This is a genomic window from Thermostichus sp. MS-CIW-23 (assembly GCF_054059455.1).
This window is the reverse complement of record NZ_JBSSCC010000006.1, coordinates 90,081-107,404: the sequence shown is the minus strand read 5'-3', so window position 1 is coordinate 107,404 and position 17,324 is coordinate 90,081. Positions and strand designations below refer to the sequence as shown.

Annotated in this window: 10 protein-coding genes, 1 tRNA gene and 1 pseudogene; 2 read left to right on the top strand and 10 right to left on the bottom strand. The window is 54.8% G+C overall.

The window, feature by feature from the left end; translation table 11 throughout:
* Positions 1-200, top strand: a 200-nt coding sequence (locus tag ACVW0B_RS04000) for a transposase (protein ID WP_457491001.1), incomplete at its 5' end; no start/stop codon positions are given.
* A gap of 38 nt (positions 201-238) precedes the next feature.
* Here ACVW0B_RS04000 and ACVW0B_RS03995 read toward each other — a convergent pair.
* The 9 genes and pseudogenes from ACVW0B_RS03995 to zds form a co-directional block, all read right to left on the bottom strand.
* The gene (locus tag ACVW0B_RS03995; RefSeq protein WP_457491000.1) at positions 239-3,601 is read right to left on the bottom strand and encodes a Swt1 family HEPN domain-containing protein; all 3,363 of its coding nucleotides are present in this window, start codon (positions 3,599-3,601) and stop codon (positions 239-241) included.
* Positions 3,602-3,639: 38 nt separating this feature from the next.
* Positions 3,640-4,212: a Uma2 family endonuclease gene (locus tag ACVW0B_RS03990; RefSeq protein WP_414329670.1), complete on the bottom strand. Its 573-nt coding sequence runs from the start codon at positions 4,210-4,212 to the stop codon at positions 3,640-3,642.
* Positions 4,213-4,251: 39 nt separating this feature from the next.
* Positions 4,252-4,824 (bottom strand): Uma2 family endonuclease, encoded by a 573-nt coding sequence (locus tag ACVW0B_RS03985; protein WP_457440664.1) that lies wholly within the window; start codon positions 4,822-4,824, stop codon positions 4,252-4,254.
* Between the two features lie 47 nt (positions 4,825-4,871).
* The gene (locus ACVW0B_RS03980; protein WP_414329080.1) at positions 4,872-5,519 is read right to left on the bottom strand and encodes a Uma2 family endonuclease; all 648 of its coding nucleotides are present in this window, start codon (positions 5,517-5,519) and stop codon (positions 4,872-4,874) included.
* A 136-nt stretch (positions 5,520-5,655) separates the two neighbouring features.
* Positions 5,656-9,954, bottom strand: coding sequence for a DUF1156 domain-containing protein (locus ACVW0B_RS03975; protein ID WP_457490999.1), 4,299 nt, complete (start codon positions 9,952-9,954; stop codon positions 5,656-5,658).
* A 64-nt stretch (positions 9,955-10,018) separates the two neighbouring features.
* Complete coding sequence (locus ACVW0B_RS03970; RefSeq protein ID WP_457490998.1) at positions 10,019-10,759, bottom strand: Uma2 family endonuclease; 741 nt, start codon at positions 10,757-10,759, stop codon at positions 10,019-10,021.
* 29 nt (positions 10,760-10,788) lie between these two features.
* Positions 10,789-14,388 (bottom strand): helicase-related protein, encoded by a 3,600-nt coding sequence (locus tag ACVW0B_RS03965; protein WP_414328702.1) that lies wholly within the window; start codon positions 14,386-14,388, stop codon positions 10,789-10,791.
* Positions 14,389-14,600: 212 nt separating this feature from the next.
* Positions 14,601-14,784, bottom strand: a pseudogene (locus tag ACVW0B_RS03960) (hypothetical protein); the annotation flags it as partial.
* Positions 14,785-14,843: 59 nt separating this feature from the next.
* The gene (gene zds, locus ACVW0B_RS03955) at positions 14,844-16,283 is read right to left on the bottom strand and encodes a 9,9'-di-cis-zeta-carotene desaturase (RefSeq protein WP_457490997.1); all 1,440 of its coding nucleotides are present in this window, start codon (positions 16,281-16,283) and stop codon (positions 14,844-14,846) included.
* A 152-nt stretch (positions 16,284-16,435) separates the two neighbouring features.
* Between zds and ACVW0B_RS03950 the strand changes: the two genes are divergently transcribed.
* Positions 16,436-16,507: transfer RNA gene (locus ACVW0B_RS03950), tRNA-Gly, on the top strand.
* Between the two features lie 49 nt (positions 16,508-16,556).
* Here the strand turns inward: ACVW0B_RS03950 and ACVW0B_RS03945 are convergent.
* Complete coding sequence (locus ACVW0B_RS03945) at positions 16,557-17,297, bottom strand: M15 family metallopeptidase (protein ID WP_457490996.1); 741 nt, start codon at positions 17,295-17,297, stop codon at positions 16,557-16,559.
* Positions 17,298-17,324 lie beyond the last annotated feature (27 nt).

Genomic DNA, 17,324 nt, shown 5'->3' with positions numbered 1-17,324 from the left:
CTCAAGCGGTTATTCCGCCTAAAAGGAATAGAAAGACGCAGCGGCATTATGACAAGCATCTGTATCAAGAGAGGCATTTAATCGAATGCTTTTTTCATAAGTTAAAGCAGTACCGGCATCTATGTTCTCGTTTTGACAAATTGGCCAGGAACTTCTTGAGTTTTCTCTATCTCGTCAGTGCTCTCTTTTGGCTCAAATGAAAGATCAACACAACCTAAGGAAAAAGTTTCATTCCCGCTTAAAAATGACTATGCGGATTGTCCTCGAACCCCAGGGTGCAGAACTTTAAGGTTCGGCAGTTTTCCGCTACCGTGCGCCTCACGCTCTCCGGTAAGCCTTCCGGTATTTCCGCGTCGATTTCCAGGGTAATTTTGACAGTGGCTCCTGGCAGATTGGTCAGGTGCCGGATGACCTCGTCGGCAAGGGTTGCAACATCTCTGTTGACCCGCAGGGGATCCATTTCCACCCTGCCGTAAAATCGCCTCGGCAACGCCGGCTGGGAAACTTGATTTCCTTGATTCGTAACTGGGGAATCCTCCTCGCCGGGGCCAGGAAGAGGCGGAGTGCTGTCTGGGAAGATGCAGGGCGCCTTTGGGGAAGGAACTTGAAGGGCTTCCAATTGACGGCGGGCAACCTCTGGCTTGACCAGCAGGCTGTTGGAACCGATGCTGGGCTTGACTATGGCTGCCACTTGCAAGCCGAGGTATTTGCCTTTGGACTCATCGAAGGCCTCTGCGTAGGCAAAGCTATCCTCCCAAGCAGTTGAGGCTACCCCGTCTTCTACAGCTCTTAGAAGAACGGATGGGTCTTTCAAGCGGGGTAGGTAGAGGTACTGGGCCAGGCATTCCCACAGTCGTTTGAGATCGATGTGATCAGCCTCGCGCCAGAGGAATCTATCCAGCGTATCCAGGCGGAGGGTGATGGCAGAGTAAGCGGTAACCAGATCCCCCTCGTGGACAGCTTTGCGGCTGGCTTGCAAAATGGGGGAATCTTGCCCCTGCAGTCGGCATTCTTTCCACTCTAGACTGCCTTGGGGATCAGGCTGGGCTGGGATCAGCAGCCATTGATAGGTTTCCCGCAGAGCAGCCTCAACAGCAGCCTCGGATTGGTGCAGCTTGGTATCGGCTTGGTCGGTTTGGAAGGCATCTAGGTTGAGGAGATCTTTGTCTTCCAGGATCCCTTTCCAAGCTAGGTATTGGGCGGTATTGCGTTCTAGGCTTTCCAGGCGGGTTTTGTCGGGCGCCAAAAACAGCAGCATGTTCCTGTAGTAGCGGAGGCCGCTGCCGCGACGCTGGAGGGCCTGCTCAGCCCAGACTCGCCCAGGGCTATCCTGGCTACCCCGGCTATGGGAATACTGAGGATGCAGGATCACCAGCCGCACGCCTAAAGTGGGATCGTCGGGAATATCGGCAGTGGAGTCGGGGGCAACGTGAACGGCGCTGAACTCACCGCGATTTCTGTCGGCTTTGAGGCGCCGGATGATCTCTTGGCAGAGGGTGTGGGGCTCGTCCCTCAACAGTTGCTCGGCTCGCTCCTGAGCAGTGCGGTTGACGTTGGGCTGGGTGGAAATCCAGTAGCGACTGCCATCTCCGTATAGGTAAGTTGCCTGGTCGGATAGCCGCCGCAGGGCATCGCCGAAGGTGATGGGGTGTTCTCCCGGTTGCACGCAGCCCAGCTTGATGCGGCGCTCCTCAATGCCGCGGTTGGCGGCCCGCAGGGTGGGGGCGGATCCCATGTAGATGGTGCGGGCAACCCGGCGACAGGCGGAATACCGGCCCAGGTTGGGGTGATCTCGGTCGAGAGTCAGGGGCAGGGAAGTGGGGCCATCCACGTCTTTGTCGATTACCGGCAGCCAGTTGTCGTCTAGGTAGCGGGTCAGCTCTGCTTGTACCTGTTGATCGTCCATGGGGATGTGGGCGGGCAGGATCATCAGGCTGCGGTCATTTCGCTCCCAGAGGGTGTGGATGACCCTGGCCATCAGCCGTAGCACACCGCGGGTGCGTTGAAACTTGTCGAGAGTAGACCAGTCGGAGTAAAGGCGGTCAAACAGCTCTGGGTGAATGGGATAAGCAGCCTTGAGGCGGCGTTCGTAGTCACTTTCTTTGCACTCGCTGGGAAATTCCTGGCTTTGGCTGCGATAGAGATCCATGAACGCTTTCACCACGGCATCCCGCTGCACAAATAGCTCGGGATTGGTGAGGGGCTGAAACAGGCGGCGGCGGACAATTTCAAAGCTTTCTTCAGCGCTCGCGGGCCGCCAAGGGGATTCCACCCGGCCAATGGCATTTCTCAGGCGAACCAGAGCTTCTTTGCCCCGCTCCCCGCCAATTTCGATATCCGAAGAAGGAAGGCTCACCACCAGCAGTGTATCTTTTGCGTTCTTGGCCGATTCGCTCAGGGTTTGGGCAAAGGTAAACTGGGTGTCGAAACTGCCGCCGGCTAGGTCAGGGCTGTCGTGGAGTTGGCGAGCATAGGCCACCCACTCATCGATTAGGATCAGGCAAGGGGCATAGCGGTTGAACAAGACTTTAAGCGCATCGCCGGGGTTGGTGGAAGTTGCGTCGGCCTGCTGCACCCGCGCATAGCCTTCGGCACCTCCCAGTTGCCAGGCCAACTCCCCCCAAAGGGTGCGGATCAGGGGGCGGTTTTGCTGGGCGTGCTCAGGCTTGTAGGAGGGAATGCCGCTGGGCTGGAGCTTGTTCCCCACCAGGACGGCTATCCTGACGTTTTGAGGTGGTCTCTGCAGGCCGACGGCTTGGAGAAGAGACTCTGTGCCGGGTAGGGGGCCCTCACCCCTAGCCCTTCTTCCAAAGAGGTGGTAGAGGGCAAGCATGGCGTGGGTTTTGCCGCCGCCAAAGTTGGTCTGCAACTCTATCACGGGATCCCCCCCTTGGCCGCTGAGGCGCTTCAGGGCATTGGTGAGCAGTTGTTGCAATCCCTCGGTAAGGTAGGTGCGGCGGTAGAACTCGACGGGATCCCGGTACTCATCCGAACCTTCGCCCAGGTAGACTTCCCAAAGATCGGCGGCAAATTCGGCTTGTTGGAAGCGACCTGAAGCCACATCGGGGTGGGGAGTGGCAACCTCGCGCCAGGGCTTGAGGCCAGCCTGGGGCTGACCTTCTGTAGGGGATCCCATAGCGCGACGGCTTTCCCGCTTGGCCTGTTCTTCGAAGCGCAGTCGCAGTAGCTCTTGTTTTTGTTTTTCAACTTCGGCAGCTTGGGGGGCAGCAATGGCGCTCAGCAGTCGGGCAACGCTATCGAGGGCGCGATAGGCATCGTCAAAACCAAAAGTGCAGGTGTGGGCCCAGGTGTTGCGGGTATTGCGCAGCTCGCTGACTAGGGTGCGCTCCGCTTGTCCCAGAGTTTGCCTGAAGACGGTGTTCCACTGCTCCCACATGAGAGTCAGCAGCGCCAAAACATCTTCCTCCAGGATCTGCTCAGGACTTTTGAATTTGGGAGAGCTCTCGGGCAGGTTGTCGGCGACAACTGTCAGCCACTTCTCTCCATGGAAGGCTTGCATCTCCCGCACGACAAAAGGATAAAGCCCCTGCCGCAGAAGGTTGAGGGCGCGTCCAACTCGTTCGTGGTTGCTGATAGCCATAAGTGATTGAATGAAGTTGAAGTTAGGGGGTGGGTCGATTATTTCCAGATTAAAGTGAGATCCACAACAAAGCCAGGGAGAACCGGATCCCCAGACAAGCTAGTAGGCCGCTCCAAAACTTGCACCAGCTGACCTGGGCGGTAGACGTAAACCCGCTGGCTTTCTGGATCGATCAGCCAGCCCAGTTGGGATCCGTTGTCTAGGTACTCCTGCAGCTTGGCCTGAAGGATAGCCAGCTCGTCAGTAGGAGACTTTAGTTCCAGCACAAAGTCAGGGCAAAGAGGAGCAAAGCGACGACGCTGCTCCGGGGTAAGCTGCTGCCAGCGCTCTTTGGCAATCCAAGCGGCATCGGGAGAGCGGATGGCCCCATTGGGCAGGGCAAAGCCCGCGGAAGAGTCAAAGACAAAACCTAAGTTCTTGCCTCGATTCCACTGCCACAGTTGGCCCAGCAGGTCGGCATTGCGGAATCCAGTTTCGCTGCCTGCAGGGGCCATGGCAATCAGTTCTCCTTGGGCGGTGCGTTCCAGGCGCAGCTCAGGATTTTGCCGGCAAAGCTGTTCGAAAACTTCATCGGTTAAATTCAAAGCCGGTTGCAGGTTGAGGGCAATCATGAGCTCATCCTGGTGGGCAGTTTTAGAGCGTGGGGAGCACTATTCCCAGATTAAGGTGAGATCCACCACAAAGCCAGGGAGAACGGGATCCCCAGACAAGCTGGTAGGTCGCTCCAAAACCTGTACCGGCTGACCTGGGCGATAGACGTAAACTTGGCCCTTTTCTGGGTCAATTAACCAGCCCAGTTGGGATCCGTTGTCTAGGTACTCCTGCAGCTTGGCCTGAAGGATAGCCAGCTCGTCAGTAGGAGACTTTAGTTCCAGCACAAAGTCAGGGCAAAGAGGAGCAAAGCGACGGCGCTGCTCTGGGGTGAGCTGCTGCCAGCGCTCTTTGGGCATCCAAGCGGCATCGGGAGAGCGAATGGCCCCATTGGGCAAGGCAAAACCGGCGGAAGAGTCAAAGGCCACACCAAGCTGAGTTTGCCGGTTCCACTGCCAGAGCTGGGCGCTGAGGCTCAAGTTTTGACGGCTGCTTTCGCTGCCTGCAGGGGCCATGGCAATCAGTTCTCCTTGGGCGGTGCGTTCCAGGCGCAGCTCAGGATTTTGCCGGCAAAGCTGTTCGAAAACTTCATCGGTTAAATTCAAAGCCGGTTGCAGGTTGAGGGCAAGCATCATCTTCTTTGGGCAAAACTCTCAGAGTACGTGGCCTATGGCTCGTATTAATTCCCTAAGATGGAGCGTATTTTTTGGCGAAGGGCACGAAGGGCTGGACTTCTACCCAGATCTCGACTTTGGGCCAAGACTTCTGGCACCCACTCTAAAATCGGTAGCTGAGGAAAGGTTGGGCTGGTGGCAGAAGCCTGATATTGGCCGGATTGCAGGATGTAGATGGTTAGCTGGTTGCCTTGATAAACCCAAAGTTCGGGCACTCCTAGGCGGGTGTAAGCCTCAATCTGGGTTTTGGAAGTAACATCCACTTCGATGGCCAGATCCGGAGGCGGGTCAACAGATAGATCCAGCCGATCTTTGCCAATCACGGCCTGGTGATTTTGGATATAGAAGCATTCATCAGGTTCGATCCCGTAGTTCATTGCTTGCTGTTTGAAGGTAGCTGACCCAAAACATTCGCAGTCAACTTCCAGTTCCTCTAGCAAGATTTTGACAATGTCTCCAATGATGGATTTTTCTCGCTCATGCTTGGGTGAGGGCATTCTGATTTCCAATATCCCATCGCTGTAGGCAATGCGGCTGGCTCGCTTTTCGCCCAGCTCATCTAGGATGGCTTCAAAGTCTAACCAATTCAGATTGTGAATCAGCAGGCGCTGGCCGGGTGGGATGGTGAGTTGTCGAAGCTGGAGGGTGACCATCGTCTGGTTGGGTGTAAGGATAGAAACTCTGAGGTCTTTTAGCTTATGGGGGTGTGGGGGTAGCTAAGCCCCGCACTGTACCCGTAGGGTCAGCGATGGGAGTATGTCACGCTTTGCTTCCCCCAGAGGTAGAAGGCTAAAGCAAGCTGGGCTGGAAAGGATCATGCTGCTTTTTCTTCATTTCGGATGCTAGCCGGTTAATTTCCGGCCAGGCAATGACGAGAGTGTTATAGGCTAGGGCTTCTTGAGTCCAGCCTTTCTTTTCGCAGAGGGTATAGAGCCGATAGGCCAGATCGCGGGCAACCGCACCTCTATCTCCCAAGGCAGCCAGGAGAGCGGCGGCTCCCATTTCCCCTTTCCGATCGAGGGTGTGGATGAGGGTCTGGGTGATGAGCCAGGCGGAGGAAGCAAGGAGCAAGGAGAGGGAATCTGCTCCCTTTTCTTTTCTCTGGGCTATTTCCTCTCTTCTCAACAACCGCACCTTGCCGGCCTTGGCTTCTAGGATCCCAAGTTCCTCAAGGGACTCAATGCTGACGTTTCTGGCCTTGCTGAGGACTTCTGCTTCCCCGTAGGGGCCTGGCTCAAATTGATATTGGGCAAACCAAGTGGTGGCCCAGCGGCTGCCCTCATCGAGTTCCCCTTCTTGTTCGCTGAGATATTCATCTAGGTACTGGTTGATCAGTTGCAGGGCCGTGCGGACGGTCAGGGGCGAGCCATCGCTTTCCAAAACTGCAGCGTAGCGGGAATAGATGGCCATGCCGGGGCCGATGCTGGCTTGGGCCAAGTCCACAGGCGCAATGCTGCCCTGCTGCAGAAGCTTGAGAGCCTCAGGCAGTTCGCGCTTCAGCTCGGCAAGGAATTGGCGACGGGTAGCCTTGGGCGCATCGGCGGGGCGGGGACGGCAAACCAAGACAATGGAAGAGGCAAGGGCAGATACATTTTTCTTCAAGTTTCCTGTAAGTTCAGTTCGCATGGGCCAAGTGCCGTTGATGGTTAAGCCGGATTGCATTAACCCTTCCAGCATGGTTTCCCAACCCGTAGAGGCTCTGCCCTCACCCCTCAACCCTCTCCCAGAACGGGAGAGGGGAACTAGATCGTCGATATCATCATCTTCTTCTCCCCATCGCCCCTTTTGGGAGAGGGGGCCGGGGGGTGAGGGGTCTTCCTCCTGTTGTTTGAATGCGTAGAAGATGGTAACGGGATAAGAGTCATGGCTGACGGCTCTCATGCGTGAGAAGGCTTGCTTAATTCCTTCTTCAAAAAAATCCTTAGCTTTTTTTTTGCTACCTTCAAAACGATAGGGATTGGAAACCAGTTCTTGGGTCTTCGGAACCAGTAAGGTAGTGAAAAGATTAGGGTACACACTGCCTAAGGAGCGACGCAACCAGACATAGAAAAAGTCGGACAGATCAGCATAACCAATATTGTCGCAGTTATGCACACAGCCCATCGCTGTAGTGTAGGAATGATCTACAGTTTCGAGATTGTAGACATAACCGATGTAGGGTTTACGCTCAACTTTGCGAATGGGGGCGAGATAGCCGTTGTTCCACCAATAGCCATGTTGGCTAAAGCGCTTTAGCGATAGCGATTCATGCTTGGGTTCACCAATATATTCTGCAAGTTTCAGTAAGGATGGTCCATTGACAGTGATGTTGTGTTGGGGATAACGGGGGATGACAGGGTTGCCGTTGACGATCGTACTCTTAACGGTTCGAGTGTGAAGGCAGGAGCGAATACACAGCTTTTGCAAAATGAGTTGAATTTGTCCGGCTAAAGCCGGAGAGACGGTAACGGCTTTGTAGCCATTGTTCGCGCGATAGCCATCGCCCCACCAATAGCCTTTGACCAGTTCTTCTAAAAATTCAGCAGGAAGCTCTAAAACCCATTGCGGTAAGCACTTGTGCCCCTCTTCTGTGTAAAACCATTTACGAAATAGGGTGGCGATGGGTTTGGAATAGAAGTTGAGACGGAAAGAGTTGTTGTTGTTTTTGCGATTATCCGTGGTTTTACCAGGCGCTAGGCCAAAGCAGGTTTGCATCAATTGGATAATGTCTGCTTTCAGATTTTGCTCTTCCCAATGTAGTGTGAACTGAATGGTGCCGCCATCGGATTCGAGTCTGGCATAGCCTTCGGCAACAAAGAATCCAACTAAACGACAAAGATTGGGGGTGATTTTGAGATGAGCTGGAATAGTGTATTGCCGATCTAGGCACACAGTAGCGGTTTGTTGTTCTCTGCGGCTAAGAGACTTAGAGGTGGCTTTTTGGTAGTGTAGTAAACCATCACGTTCAAGGTAGTTCTCTTCTGGCAACCAATCTTGTAGCGCAATGGATTGATCAAATTTCTCAGTGGTTAGGGTGGGGAGAAAGATTAAATCGCAAGGCTTAGCTTGTGAGGCGGGTATCCAGTCTAGTTGATAGTTAGCAAAGGCTTGGTGTCGGCAGTGTCCTTCGCTCTTGAGGTAGGAACAATCGGGATGGCAATAGCTAAACTGATAACCACAGGGATTCGTTTGAATGCCATAGATTGGATGTTCTCCAGTGATAATTAGAGGATGGTTAATCCCTGCAACGGTAAGGTGGTAAATCTCTCCCTCATACCAGCGTTTTGATGTGTTGATAACAGGCGAAAAGCGCCCTTCATGGGTTAAGACCAAATCACCAATTTGAATGTCTTGAATAGGAACATAGCCCTTTGAAGTCTGGATAAGAGTATCTGGAGCAAGGCAATAAGGCGGATCGGTGGAGATTATTTTTGGGATTGCATCGTCTGAGTGTGTAAGGGTAGCATCATGTTGATCAACTTTCCCATTATCGGGTACTGAATTTTCAAGAACTCTGATCAAATACTCAAGTTGTCCCAAAAAGTTTCCCGATGAGTTTGAAAATGGGTTGCCTTCTGTAAAGTCCCAATTCATAGGTATTGCTTGTCTTGCAAAAACTTGTTGTACTTTTTCCCCTTTGGTATCCCAAAAACATATACTTGAAGACCGGTTTGCCAATCGGCTTACATTCATCCCCAAATAAACGCTAATCGCCTCTCCATAAGCCCTAGCTCCTGTTCCCCCCTCAGCGAGGGGCACATCGTCATTGGGGAGTCCGGCGGCAATGGCATCGGCAATGGCTTTTTCCCGTGCTTCCGCCACCAAATCACTGAAGGTGGTGAGGGCAACCAGTTGCCGGGGGGTGAAGAGGTCGGCGTGTTTGGTCATGCCGTAATTTTGGACGCGAAACCCTAATGCTTCCTTGGGTAACTCGGTATCCGGTTTCCAGGTGGGTTGGGCGGCATGGGCAATGGCTTCCTGCTCTGCCGTGGGATCCAGGTACACTCTGCCGTTTGGCCCCTCTGCCACTATGGCCATCATCTGGGATCCCATGCGTCCGGCCTGACCTTCTTTGCGGATGTACTCCAGCGGCACAGGCGTTCCGCAGGCAATGCAGCGTGCTCCTTTGCGGCCTACGGTTCCCTCCGGCGCTTTGCCCTTACCTGACCTGACCACAAACCGGATTGAGGGAGCAGAAGCGTTCTCTCCCCCATTCACCACCACCGGCTCTACCCAAGCCTCTTTCCCCTTCTTCGTCGAAAGCTGAAACGATCGCACCAACGGCATCTGACAGCGGCAGGCTGGATTTGGACAGGTCACCGTCCGCGCCCACAACCAGGCAATCACCGTCAACTCCTCTGTGCCTAAGGGGTTTGAACAGGGAGGATAGAGATGTCCAATGCGCTCAAAGGCTTGTTCCCGCATCCAAGCCCCGTAATACCGGACATCTGCTGCCAATCCTTGGGCACCCCGCCAGGCTGAGATATGCTTCTTAGCCCGATCTTCAGGGTTGATGGGGGCTTTGTCCTTAAACTTCGGTGGAATCTCGATCAATGCCTTGTTGATCAGCACCGCCACCGGGTTGAGATCGCTGGCATGGGCCTCTAACCCCAAGCGCTGCGCTTCCAACGGGATGGATCCGCCACCGGCAAAGGGATCGTAAACGGGCGGCGCGTACTTGGCGATGTATTCTCTAACTGCTGCCGGATCCGTAGGGGGCTCTTCTCCTCGATCCCAGGCCAGACATCGGGCAATCTCTCGCTGCGCTGCCTCCAGCACGCCGGAGTTTGGATCGTTCACGTCATCCCAGGACACCAGACCCCGCACGACCCGCTTCCCCTGTTCGATCTCTATGCGGCCCAGGATGTTGAACAGCCGCTGCCGCTCTCGCTCTTGGTCGGCCTCGGTGGGGAACTTGTCCGGCCAACTGGAAGGGTCATCGACCAGGGAAGCCCAGAGCACTGCCCGACAGGCTGCTAGGGGTCGCCGCGCCCACCAGAGATGTAGGGTGCTGGGGTGACCATGGCGGATGGATTTCTCGCGAGCCGATTCCAGATTGATGGCTTCGAGGGGCAGGGCAACTTCAATCAGCTTCTTGCGGCGGCTCATTAGACAAGGATCGGTCGGGTTAAACAGGCTGCAGTTTAGAGTTTAGTCTGAGGGGAAGGCGGGCTCAACGAAGAGATGGCCCCAGTCTGTTCAAGAGCAACTGAGGCATCTTGATTTGGGACAAGCCATGTTGGGTGCCGATTGAGTTGCTACTTTTTCTGGACGACGACTGGATTTGTCCTTGTACCCATCGGCGGAATGCTTGAATTGCTTTGTTTCTACCTAAGACTTTGCTCTCCTGTAGGTAATGAGGGATAACTTGCTTTAGGTTTAAGCCTGGGAAAGTTGGGCTTTCATCAACTTCTTGGTAATTGCCAAATCGGAGTACATTAACTTGAAGAATGCCTTGATCAAATCGCCATAGCTCCGGTACCTGAAGTGCTGCGTAAAGATCAAGATGGGTTCGGGATGTGATATCAACTTCAATTGCAAGATCGGGTAGTGGATCGATCATGAGATCTATTCGTTTCTTGCCGCGAATTGCTAGCTCATTCTGAATATAAAAGCACTGGTTAGGCTCCAGGCCATAAGTTGTAGGCTTTCTTAAGGTCACCGAACCTAAACTGCGGAACTCAATATCCAGCTCTTCCAACAGCGCTTTAATTAAATCACCAATGATCTCTTTATCATCCTCATGCTCTAGAAGCGGCATCATGATCTCCAGCAAGCCATGATCGTAAGCCAACCGAGACCCTCGCTGGTTTCCCAATTCGCTCAGTATGGTTTCAAACTCTTGCCAAGAGATGCCCTGCAAGACAACTCTCTGACCTGCTGGAACATGGATTTGCCGCAATTCCAGTAGCATGAATTCATCCTACCAATGAAAGTTAGTATCTATTTGGGATCCCTTCCTCGATTCCACAATTCTTTCCAATCATAGTTGACGCTACTGGCCCCAAAATCCGGCTCCCGTTGAAAAGGCCGCCGCACATACCGCACCTGGCAGCCTTCGCCCGGCACGGTGTAGGTGCCTGCAGGGGTCTTTACCCTGAAGGCATCCCCTTCTGGAAAGGCGGGATCGGCTGGCACTTCTACCAAAGCCAGGATGAAATGGTCGGGTTTGTTGAGAGCTGTCAAGATTTCATTTTTGGTAACGGTTACCGTCTTTGCTCCCTCAACTCTGCCTTTGACTTCAATGAAGCGAAGGCCTTCCCTTCCAGCGGATTCGATATCATAGCCCAGGTTTTCAGCGCTGACATCACGAGGTTCGTAGCCCAACGCCCGCTCTATGGCCATAACGGCAGCCATTGCTGCTTGTTCTACTCGCCGGGTTTCGCGGGCAAAGGTGGTAGGGGTTGACCCTCGCTTGCCCTGTAGCCGCTGCAGCAGTCCGATGGGGATCACCAAGGCTTTCCCGGTTACCACCGGCGGCAAGGAGGATAGCTGGCGCTCCTGCTCCAACTCCGATAGGCGCTTCTGAAGGCGATCCGCCAACTCATCCGCCCGCTGCTGAGCCTTGGCAGAGTTGAGCTTGGCGTTGGGCCTGCCGGCTTGCTCTTGCAGCCGCAACTGTGCAGCTTGATGATCCCAGTAGTTAATTTCTCGGGTGAGGCGATCTTTAACAGCCAGCTCCGTCTTGTTGATCAATTCTTCCCGCTGAGCTTTGATTTCCTGGAAATGCTGGGGAACTAAACGCTCAATGGCGTAAGCGATGGCTTGGCTTTCTACCTCTGAAGCCGAGAGCTGGGGGATGTGGGATCCAGCTTTCGCTTTCACAAGGTCGCGCTCTGCGGGAGTTAGGGGCCGGTAGTCCAAGTAGGGAGCATAGCCGGCGCTTCTTACCCTGACGCTCTCTCCTCCTCCTAGCCCTTGGGGAGCGGGGAGAAAGATCTCCACATATTGCATCCGTCGGGAGATAACCCGTCGCTGGCCATTTCGGTCTAGGCGCCCATCCTGAAGGGCATGCTCTAGGTACACCAGTATCCGTGGTGTTTCGCCGGGATCGTTTTCATCGACGAGGATGGATCCCTGTCTGAGCAAATCTCGGTGTTGCTCCAAAACCAAGTCCAGAGTGGCATCCAGCAGGGGATGGCCTGGGCAGATGAACTCTGCCGGGGGCTTGTTGGGGACGCTGATGAGGTTTTTGTTAAAGGTAATCCGCTCGTATTTTTTTAAGATGGGTGCGCCCAACCCAATCTGGCGGTCGCGATTGCGAATTGCTGCCGGCACATGGGTAATTTCATAGCGTTTGGGTTCCCGCTCTCGAATGGTGCCACCCAAGCGTTGAAAAGCTTCTAGGAAGAAGGAGGCAATGAAATGAGGCTGGAGCTTGCGGGCCTCGGCTCGCTCCATTTCCGCCCGGATTTGCTGCACTTTGGTCGTATCCATCGAGTCGTGGGCCAGGGCGCGTTCTGCCAGGAGTTCCCTGAGCCGCTCGTGGTCTAGGCGATCTGCAATCACTTGATTGAGTCGGGCCTTGACCTCTGGACGATCCCCGTAGCGAATGGCCTCGATCAGCAGCTCTCGCAGTTCTTGACCGGCAATCGCTTTGCCCAGGACATCGAAGACCTTGCCCCCCAAGGCCCTTTGCTCGATTTCTATTTTTTTCAGCAAAGCCAAGTAGACATCTCCTTCCCGCGTTTCCTCGGCCACTAGGTTCCACAGGTGGCAGACCTCGGTTTGACCAATGCGGTGAATTCTCCCAAAGCGCTGCTCCAGGCGGTTGGGGTTCCAAGGCAGGTCGTAGTTCACCATCAGGTGGGCCCGTTGAAGGTTGATCCCTTCTCCCGCAGCATCGGTAGCAATGAGTACTTGAACGGCGGGATCCTGTTTAAAGGCTTCCTCGGCTTTTTTGCGCTCTTCTCGACCCATGCTGCCGTGAATGGTGATCACCGCTTCCGGTTGGCCCAGCAAGTTCCCCACTCGGTCAGCCAGATAGTTGAGGGTATCTCGATGTTCGGTGAAGATAACCAACTTGCGCCGATGTCCGCCGGCATCAAACATCTCCCCTTGATTTTGCAAGAGTTTCGATAGCTCCTCCCACTTGCGGTCTTTGCCGCTACGTCTCACTTGCAAGGCTAATTTTTCCAGCTCCTGCAGCCGCTGAATTTCTGCCTGCAGCTCGACAATTGTGCGGGCGGCAGTTGCCTGATCTACCAGCTCTTCTTCTCGCGGTTCCCGCTCTTCAGCAGGGCAGTCTTCAAAATCCTCATCCCAGCCTTCTTCGTCTAGCAGGGAAGTGGTAAAAGCAAGGTTGTCTCCCCGGCTGCGCAATTGTTCTTCCTTTAGCTTCCGCTGCAGTCTCTCTCGTCTTCGCAGCAAGGATTGGTAGATCGCTTCTGGAGAAGAGGCTAGCCGACGTTGCAGGATGGTTAAAGCAAAACCGACCGTCCTTTTGCGGCTACCTTGCTCTAAAGCTTCCGCGCGGTTAAACTCTTCGCGCACGTAATCGGTCACTTCCTTATAGAGCCTGGCTTCCAGGTCAGACAAGACGTACTGGACGGTGTAAGCTCGCCGTTCGGGAAAGAGAGGCTTGCCATCGAACTTGAGCAGGTCTTCTTTCACCAGCCGCCGCATCAAATCCGAGGCATCACAGGTATGAACTCCATCTCGGAATCTCCCCTCAAAGCGATCCCCATCCAGCAAAGCCAAAAAAAGCTGAAAGTCTTCTTCTCTACCGTTGTGGGGAGTGGCTGTCATCAGTAAAAAGTGGCGTGTTAGCTGCGAGAGCAACTTGCCCAGCTTGTAACGCTTGGTTTCTTTGATTTCTCCCCCAAAGAAGGATGCGGAGAGTTTGTGGGCCTCATCAACAATAACCAGATCCCAATCAGTTTGCCTCAGTTTCTCCTGCAGGGCCTCATCTCGGCTGAGCTTATCGAGGCGGGCAATGAGAAGAGGTATCTCCAGGAAAGGGTTGCCAGTTCGGGCGGCTTGAATGCGATCGTTGGTCAAGATCTCAAAGGGCAAATGAAACTTTTGCACCATCTCATCTTGCCACTGCAGCGTTAGACTCCCCGGGCAAACGATGAGACAGCGGTGCAAGTCACCTCGAATCAATAGCTCTCTAACCAAAAGCCCTGCCATGATGGTTTTGCCGGCACCTGGGTCATCGGCCAGCAAAAACCGCAGCGGCTGCCGCGTGAGCATTTCCCCATAGACGGCGCTGATCTGGTGGGGCAGGGGTTCTACCAGAGAGGTGTGAACGGCCAGCAAGGGATCAAACAGGTGCGCCAGCCGAATCCGATAGGCCTCTGAAGCTAGGCGAAATAAGGCGCCGTCTCCCTCGAAGTTGCCAAGGGATCCCTCGGCTACCACCTCTAGGGTTGGCTCTTTATCCCGAAACAGAAGCTCTGAATGGAGACGCCCCTGAGTGTCTTTGTAGATGGCCTCGATGGTGCTGCTGCCGTACCACCTCACACTCACGATGGCAACGGTTTGATTGGGCAGGATCCCTTTGACCTTGGCGCCAGGGGTGAGATCTTCCAGTCGAGCCATAAACTGCGGGTTTCCAGAGCTGCGAGCGGAGCCTGTTCCAGCTCCCCATTGCTATGTTGCGCTCACTTCCAGCTCTTTTCCCACAGCAAAAGTCCCCTTCTTCCATAAAAGGAGACAGCAGTTTGGAGTTGGCAAGCGGCTTCACGACGGTTTTAAGCCGGTTTTAAGTCCTGATACATTTACGCTGAACACTGCTGAACATCACTGTTCAACTATGCAGCGATAGCATTCTGTTTGTTTCCAACCAGAATGGCGGTATCCCGCAAAGCTTTGAGTAGAATACCCAAAGCGCAGTTTCCGTGTCGTCTTACTACCAATTTTCTGCTTTGCTTTGGCTACCATGTTGGCAGACTCGAAAGTAAACAGAAAGATCAACTGGTAGTAATCCGTACTGAACATATTATACATTATTTTCAGTATAGTTGAGCTTATTATTGACTAGAGTCATGCTCCTATCAGGGATCCCTGTGGGCAGCCAGAATGGCCTGAGCAGCCAGGTGGCCGGAGAGGGTGGCCCCTTCCATGCTGTCGATGTAGTCTTGGGCGGTGTAGCTGCCGGCAAAAAAGAAGTTGGGTATTGGGGTCTTTTGCTGCGGGCGATAGGGATCCATGCCCGGCGCTTCTCGATAGAGGGAGTGGGCCAGTTTCACCACGCTGTACCAGGTCATGTTCAGTTGCCGGGATGAAGGAAACAGCTCGTGGACTTGGTGCAACACGTGCTGGGCAATTTGCTCGTTGGGCATGGAAATGAAGGGATCCCCCGGCGTGAGCACGCATTGTAGCAGGGATCCCTGGCCCGGCTTGTAGTAGTCGGCGGGGCTGGTGAGGGCCAGATCGGCAAAACAGGAAAAATCGGCATCGGCGGTGTAGAGGAGATTGTCGATACCCAGAGCCTCTGGGTGTTCGCTGGCTCGCTTGGCCTGGCCTTGGGGGGCCAGCTCCGTCACCCAGCCATCGAAGCGCAATTGCACTGTTGCCACCGGTACGGATTCCAGCTTGTAGAGGTTGTCGAATTGTGGCCACTGCCGCCACACTTCCGGGATCAGCCGCTTGGCCCCTTCCACTGCCGTTGCACACACATACACATCTGCCTCCACCCGCTCTCCATTGGCCAAGAGCAAGCCGGTCACCGCGTAGGGAGGAGAGTCGTTCACTTCAATGCGGCTGACCCCTCTGCGGGTGTGGATCTGGCCCCCACGGGCTTGGATGTAGCGGACGATAGGCTGAGTGAGATAGGTGTCCGGGGATCCCTTGAGGAGATTGAGCTTGGAAGCCTCTGTTTTGCTGGCAAACATCTGAAAGATCGTCAGCATGCAGCGGGCAGAAATCTGTTCTGTATCGATAAAGCCCAAGGCATAGGCAATCGGGTTCCACATCCGCTTCAGGCTACCTTCGGATCCCCCATGCCGCCGAAACCAATCGGCAAAGCTCATCCGATCCAAGGCGCGAATTTGCCGCATTGCCCCTTCATAGTCCAGCAAGCCGCGAATCAAAGGGCTGGTGCCCAGCGCCAAGGCGTTGCGCAGCTTGTCCGCCCAAGAGAGCTGCTCGGTGGTGAAAAAAGCTTTGAGGCCGTTGAAAGGCGCCCCCAGGGGAAAGCGAAAATCCAGACTGGCCGTTTGCCCACCTCGGTTGACAAAGGTGTGGGTGTGTTGCTTGGGCAGCAGGTTCTCGTAGGCCCCCACCTTTTTCATCAGGGCAAACAAATTGCTGTAGTTGCAGAAAAAAACGTGCAGCCCCATCTCGATGTGGTTGCCATCGGCATCCTGCCAGGATCCCACCTTGCCGCCGACAAAAGGCCGCGCCTCGTAGAGCTGCACCTCGTGTCCTGCTTCAACCAAATCGACTGCCGTCACCAACCCGGCCAATCCGGCCCCAATAATGGCTACCCGCATAGCAATACCCTCAAACAGGCGCTGCCCGGGATCCCGCCCAGACTTTGCGCAACTGCAAAGAAAGATGAACTTCTCTCATTCTGGAACAAAATGCGCCAGGGATCCCTGACTTGACAAACCACCGCAAAACTTGCCATCATAAATTTCCCGACGCGGATGTAGCTCAGTGGTAGAGCTTCTCGTTGCCAACGAGACGGTCGCGCGTTCGAATCGCGTCATCCGCTCTTTGGGCCCTCACCCCCAGCCCCCCTCCCCTCAGAAGAAGGGAGTTGGCTAGCGCTTGTAAAAGGTCTCTAGGCTATGGCGGTCGCCCACAAAGCGCCAGTGCCAGGGCTCGTAGCTTACCCCCTGAGGGTTGTTTCTGGGGAAAGACAGCTCAAAGCCAAAGCGGGCCGCGTTGCTCTGCAGCCACTGGAAGGCCGGGGTGGTCTCAAAGGCTTCTTGAGTATCCCACTGCGGAAACCCGGCATCCCCAAGGTCGATGGCATAGCCAGTGTGGTGCTCGCTATAGCCAGGGGGAGCACTGACAGCAGCTCGTTCCTCGGGTCGCAAGGCTCGGGATTGAGCCAATTGAAAAAACAAGAATTCCTGATCCGCAATGGAGCGAAACCCGGAAATAGGGACAAGGCGGATCCCGGCAGCTTGAGCTGCTTCGCTCATGCGAAGGTAACTTTCGGCAGCCGCCTGGCGCAGGCGCACCTCTCGACCACGGTAGCTGCCCACCACCCGCAAGCTGTCTGCAGGGGCTTCGGAATAGGCATAGTGCCCCAACAGAGAAGGTCGCCCATTCTGCACAGTTGGCTGCGGCAGAGAGGGCTGACCGGCTTCCTCCAGAACTTGGGGATCCGCCGCCTGCTGGGATCCCGGTAACTTCTCTATCCCCCAACCCGCCAGGAGCACTAGCCCAACCAGCACCAGGCCCAAGACTAGACGGGACCTCAGGGCAGGCACCGAACTTTGCGCTTTTTTCGCCGGAGTGGACTGGCGACGGGCGACCGGAATGTCGTCGTTCATGCGCAAAGGCCGGGATCTAGCGAGGAG

Bases quoted from the DNA above. Each gene is read 5' to 3' on its own strand.
- ACVW0B_RS03995 (WP_457491000.1), bottom strand. From the start codon at position 3,601: ATGGCTATCAGCAACCACGAACGAGTTGGACGCGCCCTCAACCTTCTG.
- ACVW0B_RS03990 (WP_414329670.1), bottom strand. From the start codon at position 4,212: ATGATTGCCCTCAACCTGCAACCGGCTTTGAATTTAACCGATGAAGTT.
- ACVW0B_RS03985 (WP_457440664.1), bottom strand. From the start codon at position 4,824: ATGCTTGCCCTCAACCTGCAACCGGCTTTGAATTTAACCGATGAAGTT.
- ACVW0B_RS03980 (WP_414329080.1), bottom strand. From the start codon at position 5,519: ATGGTCACCCTCCAGCTTCGACAACTCACCATCCCACCCGGCCAGCGC.
- ACVW0B_RS03975 (WP_457490999.1), bottom strand. From the start codon at position 9,954: ATGAGCCGCCGCAAGAAGCTGATTGAAGTTGCCCTGCCCCTCGAAGCC.
- ACVW0B_RS03970 (WP_457490998.1), bottom strand. From the start codon at position 10,759: ATGCTACTGGAATTGCGGCAAATCCATGTTCCAGCAGGTCAGAGAGTT.
- ACVW0B_RS03965 (WP_414328702.1), bottom strand. From the start codon at position 14,388: ATGGCTCGACTGGAAGATCTCACCCCTGGCGCCAAGGTCAAAGGGATC.
- zds (WP_457490997.1), bottom strand. From the start codon at position 16,283: ATGCGGGTAGCCATTATTGGGGCCGGATTGGCCGGGTTGGTGACGGCA.
- ACVW0B_RS03945 (WP_457490996.1), bottom strand. From the start codon at position 17,297: ATGAACGACGACATTCCGGTCGCCCGTCGCCAGTCCACTCCGGCGAAA.